The 14,069-nt window shown below is 65.1% G+C and carries 19 protein-coding genes; 8 read left to right on the top strand and 11 right to left on the bottom strand.

From position 1 onward, the window contains the following. Window positions 1-740: 740 nt before the first annotated feature. The 7 genes from AB6732_RS17020 to AB6732_RS16990 form a co-directional block, all read right to left on the bottom strand. Window positions 741-1,043 carry a hypothetical protein gene (locus AB6732_RS17020; protein ID WP_370961081.1) on the bottom strand — a complete coding sequence of 101 codons (303 nt, stop codon included), beginning with the start codon at window positions 1,041-1,043 and terminating at the stop codon, window positions 741-743. Then, entirely contained in the window at window positions 1,025-1,300 is a 276-nt protein-coding gene (locus tag AB6732_RS17015; protein ID WP_370961080.1) for a helix-turn-helix domain-containing protein, read from the bottom strand. The genes AB6732_RS17020 and AB6732_RS17015 overlap by 19 nt, the downstream gene beginning before the upstream one ends. Beyond that, window positions 1,297-1,551, bottom strand: coding sequence for a hypothetical protein (locus AB6732_RS17010; protein ID WP_370961079.1), 255 nt, complete (start codon window positions 1,549-1,551; stop codon window positions 1,297-1,299). The genes AB6732_RS17015 and AB6732_RS17010 overlap by 4 nt, the downstream gene beginning before the upstream one ends. Window positions 1,552-1,562: 11 nt before the next feature. Then, window positions 1,563-1,793 (bottom strand): hypothetical protein, encoded by a 231-nt coding sequence (locus tag AB6732_RS17005; RefSeq protein ID WP_370961078.1) that lies wholly within the window; start codon window positions 1,791-1,793, stop codon window positions 1,563-1,565. Between the two features lie 68 nt (window positions 1,794-1,861). Continuing rightward, window positions 1,862-2,368 (bottom strand): single-stranded DNA-binding protein, encoded by a 507-nt coding sequence (locus AB6732_RS17000; RefSeq protein WP_370961077.1) that lies wholly within the window; start codon window positions 2,366-2,368, stop codon window positions 1,862-1,864. Window positions 2,369-2,494: 126 nt separating this feature from the next. Then, window positions 2,495-2,803, bottom strand: a complete 309-nt coding sequence (locus AB6732_RS16995) for a hypothetical protein (RefSeq protein ID WP_370961076.1) — start codon at window positions 2,801-2,803, stop codon at window positions 2,495-2,497. Between the two features lie 12 nt (window positions 2,804-2,815). Further along, window positions 2,816-3,058, bottom strand: coding sequence for a glutaredoxin domain-containing protein (locus AB6732_RS16990; protein ID WP_370961075.1), 243 nt, complete (start codon window positions 3,056-3,058; stop codon window positions 2,816-2,818). Window positions 3,059-3,998: 940 nt separating this feature from the next. Here AB6732_RS16990 and AB6732_RS16985 point away from each other — a divergent pair. Further along, complete coding sequence (locus AB6732_RS16985) at window positions 3,999-4,259, top strand: hypothetical protein (RefSeq protein ID WP_370961074.1); 261 nt, start codon at window positions 3,999-4,001, stop codon at window positions 4,257-4,259. Window positions 4,260-4,504: 245 nt separating this feature from the next. Here AB6732_RS16985 and AB6732_RS16980 read toward each other — a convergent pair whose 3' ends face one another. From AB6732_RS16980 to AB6732_RS16965, 4 genes are all read right to left on the bottom strand, one after another. Beyond that, entirely contained in the window at window positions 4,505-4,801 is a 297-nt protein-coding gene (locus AB6732_RS16980; RefSeq protein ID WP_370961073.1) for a hypothetical protein, read from the bottom strand. Continuing rightward, window positions 4,794-5,438 carry an AAA family ATPase gene (locus AB6732_RS16975; protein WP_370961072.1) on the bottom strand — a complete coding sequence of 215 codons (645 nt, stop codon included), beginning with the start codon at window positions 5,436-5,438 and terminating at the stop codon, window positions 4,794-4,796. Before AB6732_RS16975 ends, AB6732_RS16980 begins: the two co-directional genes overlap by 8 nt. A 157-nt stretch (window positions 5,439-5,595) precedes the next feature. Then, window positions 5,596-6,774, bottom strand: coding sequence for a hypothetical protein (locus tag AB6732_RS16970; RefSeq protein ID WP_370961071.1), 1,179 nt, complete (start codon window positions 6,772-6,774; stop codon window positions 5,596-5,598). Between the two features lie 575 nt (window positions 6,775-7,349). Then, complete coding sequence (locus tag AB6732_RS16965) at window positions 7,350-7,673, bottom strand: winged helix-turn-helix domain-containing protein (protein WP_370961070.1); 324 nt, start codon at window positions 7,671-7,673, stop codon at window positions 7,350-7,352. A gap of 248 nt (window positions 7,674-7,921) precedes the next feature. On the opposite strand from AB6732_RS16965, the gene AB6732_RS16960 reads away from it, so the two are divergent. Genes AB6732_RS16960 through AB6732_RS16930 form a run of 7 tightly spaced genes read left to right on the top strand, consistent with a single transcriptional unit; the run spans window position 7,922 to window position 14,064 of the window. Next, window positions 7,922-8,995, top strand: a complete 1,074-nt coding sequence (locus tag AB6732_RS16960) for a M23 family metallopeptidase (RefSeq protein ID WP_370961069.1) — start codon at window positions 7,922-7,924, stop codon at window positions 8,993-8,995. After that, window positions 8,995-9,483 carry a hypothetical protein gene (locus AB6732_RS16955; protein ID WP_370961068.1) on the top strand — a complete coding sequence of 163 codons (489 nt, stop codon included), beginning with the start codon at window positions 8,995-8,997 and terminating at the stop codon, window positions 9,481-9,483. The genes AB6732_RS16960 and AB6732_RS16955 overlap by 1 nt, the downstream gene beginning before the upstream one ends. Before the next feature lie 16 nt (window positions 9,484-9,499). Then, entirely contained in the window at window positions 9,500-11,008 is a 1,509-nt protein-coding gene (locus AB6732_RS16950) for a MinD/ParA family protein (RefSeq protein WP_370961067.1), read from the top strand. Next, window positions 11,008-11,628 (top strand): DUF6668 family protein, encoded by a 621-nt coding sequence (locus AB6732_RS16945; protein WP_370961066.1) that lies wholly within the window; start codon window positions 11,008-11,010, stop codon window positions 11,626-11,628. The genes AB6732_RS16950 and AB6732_RS16945 overlap by 1 nt, the downstream gene beginning before the upstream one ends. A gap of 15 nt (window positions 11,629-11,643) precedes the next feature. Continuing rightward, a complete protein-coding gene (locus tag AB6732_RS16940; protein WP_370961065.1) occupies window positions 11,644-11,967 on the top strand; it encodes a hypothetical protein in 324 nt (107 codons plus the stop codon). Next, complete coding sequence (locus AB6732_RS16935; RefSeq protein WP_370961064.1) at window positions 11,964-12,701, top strand: hypothetical protein; 738 nt, start codon at window positions 11,964-11,966, stop codon at window positions 12,699-12,701. Before AB6732_RS16940 ends, AB6732_RS16935 begins: the two co-directional genes overlap by 4 nt. A gap of 1 nt (window position 12,702) precedes the next feature. Continuing rightward, a complete protein-coding gene (locus AB6732_RS16930; RefSeq protein WP_370961063.1) occupies window positions 12,703-14,064 on the top strand; it encodes a hypothetical protein in 1,362 nt (453 codons plus the stop codon). Window positions 14,065-14,069: the final 5 nt, after the last annotated feature.

The following is a 14,069-nucleotide window of genomic DNA, read 5'->3' as shown; positions in this document are numbered from 1 at the left end:
TCCGACGGATCGGCACCGTTCTCCGCACCGAACTGCCCGGAACTAGCCTCGCCGCCACGACGGGCCTGTTCCTCGGTGTCTTCACGGTTTCCGAACTGACCCGGGTTTTCGCGATCGGCCATGATGATCTCCTTTCAGTGGGTTCCGACCGGCCGCAAATGCGACCATGAAACCACTCAAACAAGCATCCCGGGCACGAGTGAAGCCCCTTTCTAAGTCGGCGCCACCGTCCTACACTGTGGGCGTGATGAACACCGGCCCGGGCGGCAGCGGAACCACCAGCACCTACTACGGTGATTTTCATGAGCCTCTTCGCAGTATCACCGTTTACGTTGAAGTCGGCGGCGTTACCGGTCAGAAAAAGGTAGATTGCTCCTAATGAGTGCCACACGAACAAGGCGAGTCCCCGAATTCCTGCCCGGGGCAGCCTCTCAGGAGATGGATCTCCGGGGAGGCGATCGCACCGTGGGACCCCCGGACTGCTCTAGAACGAGCGGAAGCACACGAGGCCATTGGAAGGCTCATCGCAGGCGGAGACCTCTCCAAGGACGACCTGATCACGATCGGCAAGCTCAACTCTATCTGCGTCATTTTCTGGTATGAGCCGTTCGTCTCCCTCATCTCGGCCGATCGCGCTCAATGAGGCACCTTTTTCGCGTCAGAAACGACCGAATACGGCGCGCGCCTTAAATGCCGAAGGGGCGTCAGGGAATCCTGACGCCCCTTTATTTGGAGGCGGGCTATGCCACCCTCATCTCCCGTCCCTTCGGCGGGAGTCCCTGCCGGTAGTGGTTGATGAAGTGGGTCTGGCATGAGTCGTGCCAACGGTCGGATGCAATCGGCTGGATTCCACTGAGCCAGGATCTGACCTGCGGGGTTCCCTCGTCGTCCGTGTACGGCTGCCAGGCGATCACCTTGACGTACCGCAGCTCCGCGCGATCTTCCAGCGGGGCGGCACGGAAACCCCTCGCCTCATCGTCCGCAGACCACCCTTCAACTGCCGCGTACCAATCGCCACCGTCAATCAGTCCTGCATCTGCCATGCTCGCACTTCCTTCCAATCGGCTTCGTTTTCCCGCTGCCGCGCAGCCTTCCGGTACGCGGCTTCGATGTACTCCTCCAGCTTCACGCGCTCCACACGCCAGATCCCCCGCCCGCCGATCTGAATAGCCGGCAGATCTCCCGACCTCACGAGTGAGAGCGCCTGTGTGTAGGTGATCTGCAACTCCGCTTGCAGATCTTCCAACGTGAGGAACCGCGTGGCCGGACGTTGCACCTCACCACTCTCCCTGCTGTTCACGCCCTCCCCTCCTCCTCCAACGTCCTTTGCCCGCGGCGCAGCGTCACCACTTCCCCGGGTCGGGCGAAGGGTTGGCCGTCGTTGTGCTTTTCCTGCAGGCCGGCGACGTAGATCATCGCGGCCTGGTGGATCATGTGTTTCAGTGAGGCGAACCCTTCCGCAGCTCCGGTGTCCCGGTACGCCGCGCGGAGCTCGTTGGCTTCCTCTGGGGTGAACTCGACGCGGACGCTGGACTTCTTCTCGTCCTCCACCTCACTCCCCCTTACGCAAAGCGGTATCCGAACTCAGCGCCGTCCCGAGTTTGTGACCACTCGATGCGGTCTCCGATCGTCCACCAGCCGGGCTCCGCGCGCTGCTTGGAACGGCCTTCCGGGACGGCGGCGTCTGCGACGCCCGGGTGGTCCGTGCCGAAGACGTAGGTCGCGCGGCCCTGCTCGATGACGCGAAGACTGGATGCCACCTCCGGGGCGCCGCTTGGCTGGGTCTCATTCATGTGGTCCTCCTGGGTTGGTAGTGACGACAGTAGCGGGGGCACCGTCCGGTGCCCCCGCTGTGTGGTGCTTAGAACGGCGGTTCGCCCTCGGGGCCAGTGCCCCAGCCGGTCGACTGCTGCGGGGTGGCCCACGGGTCATCCTGGCGCTGCTGCTGTCCTCCGCCCTGGTAGGCCGGGCGTCCAGCCGGTGCGCCCTGGCTGTCGCCGCCGCGCTGGTTCCGGCTGACCTTGGCGCTGGCGTAGCGGAGGCTCGCTCCCACCTCGTCCACGGCCAGTTCGATCACGGTCCGCTTCTCGCCTTCCTTGGTCTCGTAGCTCCTGGACTGAAGGCGTCCGGTGACGATCACCCGCATACCCTTCGTCAGGGACTCTGCGATGTTTTCCGCCTGCTCCCGCCACGCGGAGGCCCGGAGGAACAGCGTCTCGCCGTCCTTCCACTCGTTGCTCTGCCGGTCGAACGTCCGCGGCGTCGACGCCACGGTGAAGTTAGCGACGGCGGATCCGGAAGGGGTGAACCGCAACTCCGGGTCATTGGTGAGATTCCCAATCACAGTGATGGTGGTTTCGCCAGCCATGATGGTTTCCTTCTTCCTTGGTAAGTGTTTTGCTGGGTTCCTGTCGTGCTGTAAAGCTGTATTGCTGTGTTGCTGTCTTCATTTGTGGGCCCTGGCCCACCCGGGTGAGCGGGCCAGGGAAGCGTGTCAGCCGTAGACGATCTCTCCGAACGTCGCCTGCTGCAGGATCATGTCCGCATCATCAGAGCATCCGGAGCCGTAACCTTCTTGTCGCATGTCCCTACCGCAGCAGAGCGCGTCATCCTTGGCCAGGAGGTTGAAGGCATCGCGGATCTGGCCGGCGGTCAGAACGCGGACCATGCCGCCCTTCCCCTCCTCGCCATCGGGGTCGTCCACCTCGACGCGGATCCCGTGCCCCTCGGCCTCGATGCTGTGCCACCAGGGGGCGTAGTAGCTGGGGATGCAGATCTCCGCGAGTTCGTTTGCCTTTGCCATGGTGCGCTCCTCTCAGGCTGCCGCGGTCAGGCCGGCGATCTTGTCGGGGCGGAATCCGCTCCAGGCGTCATCGTCGGTGATGATGACGGGCGCCTGCATGAAGCCGGCTTCTTTGATCTGCTCCAGCGCCGCCGCGTCCCGGGAGACGTCTACCGTCCGGTAGTCCACGCCTTCGACCAGGCCGGCCTTGGTGAGCGCCAGCTTCGTGGCGTTGCACTGCACGCACGCCGGCTTCGTGTAGAGAGTGAAAGTCATGAGAATCAGATCCTTGGTTTCGTGAAGGTTTTAGTGTGGGTCAATCTGCCTTGCTGATATCTCTAGTCTACCAATTCATAGGTACCTATGGAAGCTTTTAGAACATTCTTTGAGACTTTTTCTCGTGGCTGGTAGGTGAGGCCGTCAGCTCCGCGCCGCCTGGCGCAGCAGCTGGAAGTCCTCGGAATGAAGCGCCTGAGATCCCAGCCCGGCCCGGTGGTTCCTGCCAGCAGCTCCCCCGCCCCGCGCTTCCGTAGTGCCTCGTCTAAAGCCCCTCTCCCCCAGCCCCAGCGCGGGGTGAGACGGCCGATTCCGTCACCCCTGCCCCGAGAGTCGGCCTTTTGGTCACACGCCCCTGCTATGGTGTTTTCCGAGCCCGTCCGGTCCGCCGGTTATCCCCCCAGACTGGCGGCCCGGGCGGGCGCTTTTGACCTGAGAGTACGGCCCACCTCTGGCCGCCTTTTCTTCCTCGGCCACGACCAGTCGACCACGACGTCAGGAGATCCTGACCGCACGAGTCGGGACGGCCACTCAGCCCCGCGCCCGAGGCGACCACCCTTGCCGTTGCCCATCTCAGCCACGCACTCTACGGCGCGATACCTCCTACCGGATCCCGAAGCCTGGTTAGGGTCGGACTTCACAGGGCGTAGCAGCTCCACTGGCACCCATCGTTGAATGATCGCCGGTTCCGGGTCGCCATTGACGTCGACGGCGTAGATCACCCTGGCTCGCCACCGGTAGCTGTGGCTCCTCCACGCCACGATCAGCACCTGCCGGGGCACCGCGTGCGGCCCGGTACCTTCCAGCATCCAGGCGTGTCGAGTGAAGCGCTGCCGCGGATACAGCCGGTCGCGGCGGGGCTGAGACATGCCACAATGTTAGAACATGTGTTCGAACGCGGTGCGCGGAAGAATCGTCGCGCGAGAGGAAGGATAGGCGCATGATCGTCCATCTGACGGTGCAGGACGCGGTTCTGCGTGCGGCGGAGGAGGCTGCCATGGGCGCCGGGCGCGCACGGGATCAGCACGAGTTCTTCCGGTACGTCTCCGGGGCCGGTGAGGACTTCGGGGTGGCGCTGGAGGCCGCTCGAGCGGCGGTTCCGCCCGGGTTCTCCCTGATCATCATTCGGAGGTTCGAAGATGGGCTCGCGCCTGAGATCCCCGCCGAGCTGGACGCGTCGAAACAGCCAATCCGCGGATAGCCGGCCTTTGGGTGATCGCCGCCCGGGCGGGGGCTGAGATGGGCAACGGCAAGGGTGGTCCGGTCAAGCGCCTGGCTGAGTGGCCGTCCCGACTCGTGCGGTCAGGATCTCCTGACGTCGTGGTCGACTGGCTGTGGCTGGGGAGCTGCAGAGGATGAGGTGGGGTGAGTGCTCGGGCAAAGAGAAGTGCCGCACCTCCCAGACGAGGTGCGGCACCAATCGGCCGTGCTGTGAGGGCTGGCGGGCTACCTGTTGCCCTGCTCCCATTGTTCGATGCCCAGCTCCATGAGCTTGTCCATCATCCACTGGAAGGACCGCTCATCGGCCTTCCGCATGGCGTTGATCTGGGCGTGCCGGGTGGGGGTCATCCTGTAGTTGAAGCCCTTGGACTTCACTTCCTCGGCCGGAGGCGTCTGAGGAGCTGCAGCGGGCGGTTCAGTGGCAGCCTCGGGGGCGGTGTCCGGCACGGCGGAGTATGCCTCGATGCGGGCTTCCTGCTCGGGGGTGAGCTGGCGGCGGCGGGAAAGGGGCGGCTTAGTCATTGTTGATCTCCTTGGCGAGCACCTGGAGCTCCGCCTTCGCTTTGTAGTCGGTCCACTCGATGACGCTGCGTCCCACCCGCATCACGTCCTGGTACGCCTTCCGGTCGTGGAGGACGGCGTCGTAGAACGGAATCTGGGGGAAGTCGCTAGTGACGTAGGCGCGGGCCTCCTTCAACCGTCCGTCGCTCTGAGGGTTCGTCTCGATGCGGTTGAAAACTCCCCTCACGCTCAGCTCGGGGTTGAACGTGGTGAAGTCCTCGAGCAGCTTCTCAATCTTGGGCAGCGAGTCGAGATCGAGCTGGGATGTGGTCACCGGGACGATGAGGAGATCGGACGTCACGCCTGCCTGGCGGAACTCCTGGGAGTCGTGGCCGCCGACGTCGACCAGGACCGTCCCATAGGCTTCTTCGAGATCCAGCAGCTTCGCGCGGATCTTGCCGCGGGCTTCCGTCACGGTAATGTGCGGGAGTTCTGGGCTATGTTCTGCCCGGTCCCTCCCCCACGTCTGGGACGTCACGGTGGGGTCCGCGTCAACGATGATGCAGCGGCGTCCCTGACGCACCAGCTCGGCAGCGAGGTTGACCGTCAGACTGGACTTGCCCACACCGCCCTTCGTGGAACCGATAGTGATGATCACTGCCACTCCTTCCTAGTACTAGTTTCGTACTAGTACGGTACTGGTTTCGTATGGGTACCACAGAAGTACGGTACTGGTGTGGTTCTGGTTCGAGCTTACAGGCATCGGCCTAAGTTTTCTAGTACTAGTACCGTACTGGTTTCGTACTAGTTTGGTACTAGTACGAATGTGGGCGGCTGTTTCGCTTCGCCGCAACCTCTCGGAGCGCGGCCCGCGCCACCGCTGCACCCCGGCGATTGATGAGGGCCTGGTGCTCGGCGGGTGTGGAACCTGCAGGCACACGGGTGGCGCGCTCTGCCTCGGCGGCAAGCTGGCGCTGCTGCTCTGCACGACGGCGTGCCTTGGCCTGGCGCTGCGCGGCGGCCAGTTGCTGGTGGCGTGATCGCATGACTTCTCCCTTCTCGGTTTTCCAGGCGCGGAGACGGCGGCGGAGCCAGCCACGGAGCCTCCTGGGATCCTTGGTGACGGGTGCTCCGTCGTGTGGCCACAGGGAGCCATCGGGGAAGTGGTCAATGGCGTACAGGACGTCTGGAACGGTCCAGCCTGCCAGGAAGTACTCCCGGCAGACGGAGGCGATGTCTTTGTCGCTCATGGCCCTCAGGGGGAAGCTCAGGCGAGCTATTTCTGCCCCGGCCGCCCTCCGCTCCCTCTTAAGCTTCGGCGTCGCACGAGCTGACCACAGCGGCTGCGGCCGCCATGGCACCTGGGCGGCAGGTGCGGGGCCGTTCACGGCCACGCCCGAGAATGAGTCCGCGGCGGAGCCGTGGTCGCTTTCATGCGCGCGTGTATGGGTTAAGAACTTAAGGTTTTTAAGAGAGGTTCCCTCTTCGAGGGGAGGGGTGCCATTCTCATCCACAAGCGCCGGGGCCGGCTCCTGGGGATCCTCAGTGGGGCGGGGGAGTGTGAAGGCGTACACGGGGGCCTCGTTGGTCTCCTGAGCGTTGCCGTCGACGTCGCGGGGGCAATGCTCTGCGCGACGTCCGGTGGCCACGACGACGAGATAGCCCCAGTCCTGCAGGATCCGGAAGTAGCGGCCGATGGTGCGGCGCGGGATCCTCAGCCATTCGGCCAGCCCCGGGGTGGCCCCGTCCTCCTGGTAGGCGGCGGCGCGGCCGCCCCAGAGGCACCGGACGGTCTTGGATGCCCAGTGGGCGAGCTGCTGCAGCGCCCGGTAGAACCGCTCGATTCTGGCCCGCTTGCTTCTGGTGCACAGGGCCAGGCGTTCGTCCGCCAGGAGGGCGTCCAGGGCCTCTGCTTGGGTGCCCGTGGCGAGGGAGTGGCCCTCGGGGACGGCGGCCGCCACGATGTGCTCGGCGGTCTCCCGTTCCCGATTCACCCGGCGGAAACGGCGGTTCTTCTGATCAGTCGAGTGAGGGGGCGACTCGACGCGACCATATCTTTCAATGGTTGCGTGCGCGGCAGACGCGGGTACCATAGAGACAGGTCCTTTCCCTGTGGAAGGTGCACTAAAGGGACCCACCCACGAGTGGGAGGGTTCTGGACCGTTACCGCTAGGTCGGCAAACTCAATCGGTAACGGAAGGCTTCAGGAGGCCCGCATTCATGCGGGCCTCCTGCTTTTAAGAGGCTGCTGGCCAGTGGATAGGCAGCTCCTTGCTCTGAGGTCTGGGCTTGGGCAGAAGGGGGAGCCCCCCTTGGTCTTCCAGGTACTGAATCAAAGTGTCCATGTAGAGGCTCACGGAGATTCCAGAGGCCCGAGCGGCTGCGTTGAACGCCTGGCGCCGCTCAGGGAGAACCCGGCCCTGAAGGGGCACGGTAGCAACGCCGTCGGGATGACGGTCATGTCCCTTAATCGTGCTCATAGCGCTTAATCTCCCACGGCGCGCATGCATGCGACGGAATTAAGGGCGGCGTGTCGCGAGGACATTACCAATTAAGGTGCGGGTGAGCGCTACTTGCCTTGAAGGTGTCTGAGGTAGGCAGCGTTTTTGGCCTCCAGAGCCTCCTGGTCCACGCCGTAGACGGGCCCGCGTCGATGTCCGACTCCGCGGCCTAGCTCGATGACGATCTCGTCTTCTCCGAGCTGGCGGACGTGGCGGTAGACCTGCTGGAGTGTCACATTCAGCCGCTCAGCAATCTCCTGAGTTGTCGACCCTTCGGGGTGCTGGCTCATGTCGCGGATGATCGCGGACCTTAGGGTGCCCGCCTGGAAAACCCTCATGGCCGACTCAGCTTCATCGCTGGGGCGGATCGGGGGCGTATAGACACGGGGCACGACACCATTTTGCCTGAACCTTTCTTGCTCACGTCACGTTGCCTTTAAAGGATAGCCTGATGTGACCATTATAGGTTAGGCTGAAAGTGTCGAAATTGACCTACTCGGCACTGGGCCCTTGTCTACGCAAGTCACCCTGGTGTACTGCGGCGTCACATGTCGGACCCGTATAAGACAATGGGCAGCGGGTCATGTCCATTCGTTAGCGATAAACCGGGCGCGAGTCCAGGAACAAGGGGGATGTTGGGATGAGCGGGAAGAAAGCGGCAGGGGGAGCGGTGGCCGCCGTGTTGGCGGTGCCGCTGTTCCTGGTGGGTTCCCTGGTGCTCCTGGGTGGAAACAGCGCCCAGGCCGGCGCGTGTGGAGCCCCTGCTGCTGCTGTCGTCTCCGGCAAGGACGTTCCCAAGGAAATTGCGGGATTCTCCGGGGTGCAGCTCAAGAACGCCGCCATTCTGATGGATCAGGCGAAGAAGCTGGGGATGCCGGTATCGGCGCAGCTCCTGGTGGTCCAGGCCGCGATCGGTGAATCCACGCTGCGCGCGATCGACTACACGGATGCCGTGGGCACGGTGAACGGTGTGGCGATCACGATCGGGATCCTGCAGCAGGACGAGTCCTACGGCGTCCGCGCGGACCGCCTGGACGTCGCCAAGGCCGGGGCCGGCTTCCTCTCGCGATTGAAGAATGTGCAGGGCTGGGAGTCCCTGGACCCGTCGATCGCGATCCACCGGGTGCAGCGCAACGCCGACGAGAACCACTACACCAAGTTCCGCGCCCAGGCCGTGCAGGTCGTGGAGGCGCTGTCGGGCGCGAAGGTCACCGGCGGTGAGTGCTCCGCTCCGGGCGGGAAAGTCATTGGTGAGGTCAAGGGCCACTGGGCGAATCCACTGCCCGGGGGAGTGGTGACCAGCCCTTACGGCCCGCGTCCCGGGATGCTGGACCCGCTGGGCCGGGCCTTCCACTTCGGCCTGGATCTCTCCCACCCGCTGACTGCGGGAACGGAGGTCGCGGCCACCGACATGAAGATCACGGTGGCCACCGATGTGGACGGCGGGACCGGGGCCGGCACGCACGTGAAGGGCATCAGCCTGGACCGGAAGTTCACGCTCTCCTATAGCCACATGGAGCCGGGCTCGCTGCGGGTGAAGGTCGGGGACGTCGTGGCCGCGGGAACGCCGCTGGGCACCGAGGGTGCCAGCGGCAACGTCACCGGCAGGCACTTGCACTTCGAGGTCTTCCTCGGCGCTTACAACGATCCGTGGTCCACCCATGAACCCACGACAGATCCTGAACCCATTCTCCGATCGAAAGGTCTCCTGTAATGAGGAAGCTTCCTGCCTCCCTGCTGATCGCGGCTGTAGCCCTGTCAGTGACGAGCTGCACGAGTGCGGAGCCGACGTCGGTAACGACGTCCCAGCCCGCGCCCGTGCACACGCATGATCCGGCGGACGAGGACTACCCGAACCAGCCCACCGTGACGTGGGATGCCGCCAGTGAGAAGTCCGTGAAGGACACGGCCACCCGGGCGATGACGCTCTTTGCCCGGCCCCGGGTGGATCAGCGGACCTGGATCACGGATCTGGGGCCGCTGCTGGCCCCGGAGTACCGGACGGAGGCCGAGTACGTGAACCCGGCCCGCGTGCCGGTGTCAAAGATCCTTGACGGGCCGGTGCTGGTGCGGGAGTCGGGGAACCCGATGACCGTCACGGCCACATTCAAGACCAACGCGGGGGAGTACGTAGTGCTGCTCCACCGCGCGGGACAGGCGGAGCCGTGGCTCGTGCAGTCCATCCGCCCGAAGAACGCCTGAACGAAGGAGAGAGAAGATGGCGATCGACCAAAGCAAGATTCGGGAGTTCCCACCGATCAGCATCACCGTCAACGGTGATGAGGGCGGGGAGCTGCTGATCGGTGCATCGTCCACGAAGGTGGAGGGCACTGAGGAGGAGGTCATGCGTCAGCTGATGACGCTGGCCATTAACCATGCAAGGGAGGGCGGCGCGCCGATCCGGGTCACGACACGTGACGCGGAGGGGATCGGGGTGCTGCTGATCGACCCGAGCGGGGAAGTCGAGGAAGCATACTCGGCACCCCTGGACGAGCTGCTGGAACCGGTCCCGGCGGGTGCTTCGACTCCGAAGCTCAGCCGGTCGGCTTCCCACGCCGCGGCACCGGAGGCGGAGCCGTCGCGTGCGGCCGTCGACGACACCGCCCGGGTGGTGAAGGTGAAGGACGTGGACGAGCTTTCCCAGGAGCTGGAGCGCCTGGGAGCCACGCCCGTGGATCTGTCTCAGAACGGTGGACGTCCGCTCAATCCCCTGGACCTGCCTCCGGTGCCGGCAACTCCGCCGACGCCCGCCGTGTCGGTTGAAGAGCCCGCTGTGGAGGCTGCTGCAGCGCCGGCCACGCGGCGGGACGTGCGCCGTTCCTTCCTGACGGAGGAAACGGTGGAGGAACCCGCGTCGAAGGGCTGGCGGGGCTTCCTGACCAGCCTGGGGATCCGCATGACTCCCAGCGCGACCGAGCGGGCCGAGCGCGCCGATATCTACGCTGTGTCCCAGCACTGGCCTGGTCCCCGGACCATTGCGGTGGTCAACGGGCGCGGGGGAGCGTGCAAGACCATGTCCACGATCTCCCTGGCGGCGGTGTTCGCCCGGTACGGTGGGGCCGGTGTCCTGGCGGAGGACAACAACCAGACGCGCGGCACCTTGGGGTGGCGCACGGAGAAGGCCAAGCATGATGCGTCCCTGCTGGATCTGCTGCCGCGGATTGAGCACCTGCTCTCCCCGAGCGCTCAGGCTTCGGAGCTGGCGAACTACGTGCACCACCAGACGCGGGACAAGTACGACGTGTTGCGGAGCCGTCCGGAGTTGCTGGCCTCGGATCAGCGCTTCGACGCTGACACGGTGGATGCGGTGCAGGCTGTCGCGAGCAAGTATTACCGGCTGATCATCATCGACTCCGGCAATGATGAGTCTGATCCGATGTGGCTGCGGATGATCCACCACGCGGATCAGCTCGTGATCCCCACGACGACCCGGCGGGACTCTGCGGAGTCCGCGGCCCTGCTGCTGGAGGCGCTGCGCACCCGTGGCGGGAAGTCGGCTCAGCTGGCGGATTCCGCCGTCGTGCTGGTCTCTCAGGAGAACTCGTCCGTCCCGGCCAACGTCGTGGAGGATCTGGCCACCGGCTTCCGTGAAATGGGGGTCCGTGACGTGGTGAAGATCCCGTTCGATAAGGCCATGAAGGACGGCCTGCTGACCTACGGCGCTCTGCAGCCGGCCACCCAGAGGGCTTGGCTGGCGGCAGGTGCCGCCGTCGCGAAGGGCTTGTGATGTCCGCGCAGACCACCCGTAGCGCTTCCAAGTGGCTGAAAGCCCTGGAGGAGCCCTCCACGGCCCCCGTGGAGGCTCCGGTGGTCCGTGACACCCCTACCGGCCCCAAACGTCCTCAGAAGGGCGTGAGGTGGGAATCGGAGGCCGGGGTGCCGCGTCTGCCGGTCTCCGGCCCGGCCCCGGCGGTGTGGGTCATGGGGGCACACGGCGGCGCGGGGGAGAGCACGATCGCGAAGCTGCTGGATGGTGCCGTGGCCACGGATCACGCCTGGCCGGTCCGTGAGGACGACGGCGGGCCGGATCAGGTGCTGATGGTCTGCCGCTCCAATGCGGCGGGCCTGCGCGCTGCCCAGCGCGCGGCGATCGAGTTCAACGCGGCTTCCGCGGGCCTGCCTGGTTCCCTGGCCGGCCTCGTGGTCATGGCGGACGCTCCCGGGCGTCTGCCGAAACCGCTGGCCACTCAGATGCGGCTCGTGGCCGGCGCTGTGCCTCACCTGTGGTTCATGCCCTGGGTGGAGGCGTGGCGGACGTCCACGGACCTTGACGCTGCAGCGCTGCCCTCGGCGGCGCGGAGCGTCCTTGAAAAGATCCAGCTGCACACAGCAGTTGGCGACCACTAAGAAGGAGAGAAAGCAATGTTCGAAATGGTGACTCACGGCGTGGAGATCGTGAACCACGGGGTGGAGATCGTGAACGCGATCCCGAACCCGACCCCTGAAGAGCCTCCGGGAGGCGGCGGCTTCCTGAAAATCCTGGGCTGGGGTGCCTGGGTCGTGTTCGGCCTGGCCGTGCTGGGCATCCTGATCGTCGCCGGAAAGATGATGATCGACAACAAGCAGGGCCACGGCGGCGGACAGCACGCCCAGGCGCTCGGCACCGTCCTGACGGGCTGCATCATCGCTTCGGTCGCCTCCGGTATCGTCGGGGCGATCGTCACGGCTTCCGGTGGCCTGGCATGACGGAGCCGACTGAAGGCAAGAGTGTGGACCAGGCGCCGAGTCCTTGGACTCGGCCCTGGTTCCTCGCCAGCGCCGCCGTCGTCGCGATCCTCGTCGCCCTGCTGGTGCTGTACTTCGTACTGCCGTCGCCGAGCGCCACTCCTGGCCCGTCGCCGTCGCCTTCGGCGGCGGGCACGGGCACCGCTCAGGCGGGCCAGGAGAGCGCCTGCGGGCTTCCTGCAGGGGACCAGCGTCTTCCGTCCGTGGGCCTGCCCACGAAGTGGGAGCTGCTGGGCCGCGTGGCCGTCCCGACCGATCCCAAGGTCATCGGCCCGGGCAAGATCAACGGGAACGTGCGCACCTGCTACCAGCACTCACCCACGGGAGCCCTCTACGCAGCTGCCAACTTTATGGGGACGGGCCTTCTCCCTGGTGGTCAGGCGATCGTCCTTAAGAACCTGACGGCGAAATCCCCTATGCAGGAGCAGGCTCTGGCGACAAAGGCTCCCCAAACTGCCGAGGATCCTTCCCTGAGCACGAAGATTGCTGGCTTCAGAGTCTTGGCGTACACCGGGAGCGCAGCCCGGTTCAGCGTGGCCGTCGAGGTCACTAAAGATGGACGGTCAGCATACGGATCAATGGACGTCGGGCTTCGATGGGAAGGCGGCGACTGGAAGATCGTCATGGAAGAAACATCCACAACGATGGCAAAGCTCGACGACTTGAGCGATTTCGTTCCGTGGGCGGGGGTGTGACATGAATCCGCTCGTTACTCCCACTAAGGGATGCTCATGGGGCGATCTTCTGTGTGGAGCCGGTGAACTGGGCAAGGACGCTGCCAAGGCGGTTACGGGTAGTGCCCTGGATCAGCTCAAAGACGCCGTGCTGGAAATGTTCGGTAAGTCGGTTGCGTGGTTGGGGACGTTCTGGGTGAACGTTGATACCCCTCGCGTGATCGAAGCGGGCACGGTTGATCAGCAGTCTGATGTGGTGTGGTTCGTGCAGAACCAGCTCTGGTGGTACACCCTCGTGCTGGTCATCTTCGGAATCCTCATCGGCTGTGGCCGGCTGGTGTGGGAGCACGCCCATGGAGCCCAGCACATGCGCGGCATGGTCAAGCAGCTGATCACGTTCGTGCTCGTGGCCGGTTCCGGTGTGGCCATTCTGCAGTTGCTGATCACTGGCTTTGATGAGCTGGCCAAGCTCCTGCTGAATAACGCGACTAAAGGCGCGGGATTCGGTAAGAGCGTGGGCGGGATGATCGCCCTCGGTGGGCAGCTCGGCGTCCTGTTCATCATCATCTTCGGTGTCATCGCGGCGTTGGTGTCGTGTGTGCAACTGATTCTGATGGTCGCCCGTACTGGGGCGCTGATCTTGCTGGCCGGGGCGCTTCCGACTGCGGGGGCGTTCACGAACACGGAGGCCGGGAAGATGTGGTTCCAGCGGTTTGTCTCCTGGATGATCGCCTTCGTGCTGTACAAGCCCGCCGCGGCGCTCTGCTACGCGGTGGCGTTCAAGCTCACGGCCTCAGACATGTTCGCCTCCTCGGACGAGGGGGTGAAAGTCATCGTGGGCCTGTCTCTGATGATCATGTCCCTGGTGGCACTGCCCGCGTTGATGCGCCTGGTCGCCCCGATGGTTGCCTCCGCAGCGGGCGGCGGGAGCGGTGGCGGCGCGGCGCTGGGCGCCATGCTGGGCTCTCTCGCCTCCGGAGCGGTCAGTAACGGACGCCAGGGCGGTGGCCGCAACTCGTCCAGTAATTCGAGCAACAACAGCAGCAGTAGCAATAACAGCAGTAGCAAGACTGAGCAGCCTTCCGGCGCGACCAACAGTCCCACGCAGCCCAAGGCGAACACGCCTTCGGGCGCGAATACCGGGGCCGCGGCGTCGACGGGCGGGGGGACGGGCGCAGCGGCGAGCACGGGTGCCGCGTCGACCGCCGGAGCTGGAGCTGGAGCTGGTGCCGGGATGGGTGCGGGGGCCAGTGGGGCAGCTGCCGCAGCTGGCCCGGCGGGTATCGCCGCCGCCGCTGGTGCGCAGGTTTTGCAGAAGGGTGCCCAGGCAGTCGCCGGTGCCGCCGAGTCAGCGACGGGTGAAGGCCCGTCTGGAAGTAAGTGAGGGGA

This window comes from Arthrobacter sp. RCC_34, assembly GCF_041360795.1.
Taxonomy (GTDB): Bacteria; Actinomycetota; Actinomycetes; order Actinomycetales; family Micrococcaceae; genus Arthrobacter_E.
The sequence above is the reverse complement of the archived record's forward strand: the minus strand, read 5'-3'. Positions and strand labels throughout refer to the sequence as shown.

Coding starts and splice junctions, on each gene's coding strand:
- AB6732_RS17020 (WP_370961081.1), bottom strand. CDS start 1,043: ATGGCAGATGCAGGACTGATTGACGGTGGCGATTGGTACGCGGCAGTT.
- AB6732_RS17005 (WP_370961078.1), bottom strand. CDS start 1,793: ATGAATGAGACCCAGCCAAGCGGCGCCCCGGAGGTGGCATCCAGTCTT.
- AB6732_RS17000 (WP_370961077.1), bottom strand. CDS start 2,368: ATGGCTGGCGAAACCACCATCACTGTGATTGGGAATCTCACCAATGAC.
- AB6732_RS16995 (WP_370961076.1), bottom strand. CDS start 2,803: ATGGCAAAGGCAAACGAACTCGCGGAGATCTGCATCCCCAGCTACTAC.
- AB6732_RS16990 (WP_370961075.1), bottom strand. CDS start 3,058: ATGACTTTCACTCTCTACACGAAGCCGGCGTGCGTGCAGTGCAACGCC.
- AB6732_RS16985 (WP_370961074.1), top strand. CDS start 3,999: ATGATCGTCCATCTGACGGTGCAGGACGCGGTTCTGCGTGCGGCGGAG.
- AB6732_RS16980 (WP_370961073.1), bottom strand. CDS start 4,801: ATGACTAAGCCGCCCCTTTCCCGCCGCCGCCAGCTCACCCCCGAGCAG.
- AB6732_RS16960 (WP_370961069.1), top strand. CDS start 7,922: ATGAGCGGGAAGAAAGCGGCAGGGGGAGCGGTGGCCGCCGTGTTGGCG.
- AB6732_RS16955 (WP_370961068.1), top strand. CDS start 8,995: ATGAGGAAGCTTCCTGCCTCCCTGCTGATCGCGGCTGTAGCCCTGTCA.
- AB6732_RS16950 (WP_370961067.1), top strand. CDS start 9,500: ATGGCGATCGACCAAAGCAAGATTCGGGAGTTCCCACCGATCAGCATC.
- AB6732_RS16945 (WP_370961066.1), top strand. CDS start 11,008: ATGTCCGCGCAGACCACCCGTAGCGCTTCCAAGTGGCTGAAAGCCCTG.
- AB6732_RS16940 (WP_370961065.1), top strand. CDS start 11,644: ATGTTCGAAATGGTGACTCACGGCGTGGAGATCGTGAACCACGGGGTG.
- AB6732_RS16935 (WP_370961064.1), top strand. CDS start 11,964: ATGACGGAGCCGACTGAAGGCAAGAGTGTGGACCAGGCGCCGAGTCCT.
- AB6732_RS16930 (WP_370961063.1), top strand. CDS start 12,703: ATGAATCCGCTCGTTACTCCCACTAAGGGATGCTCATGGGGCGATCTT.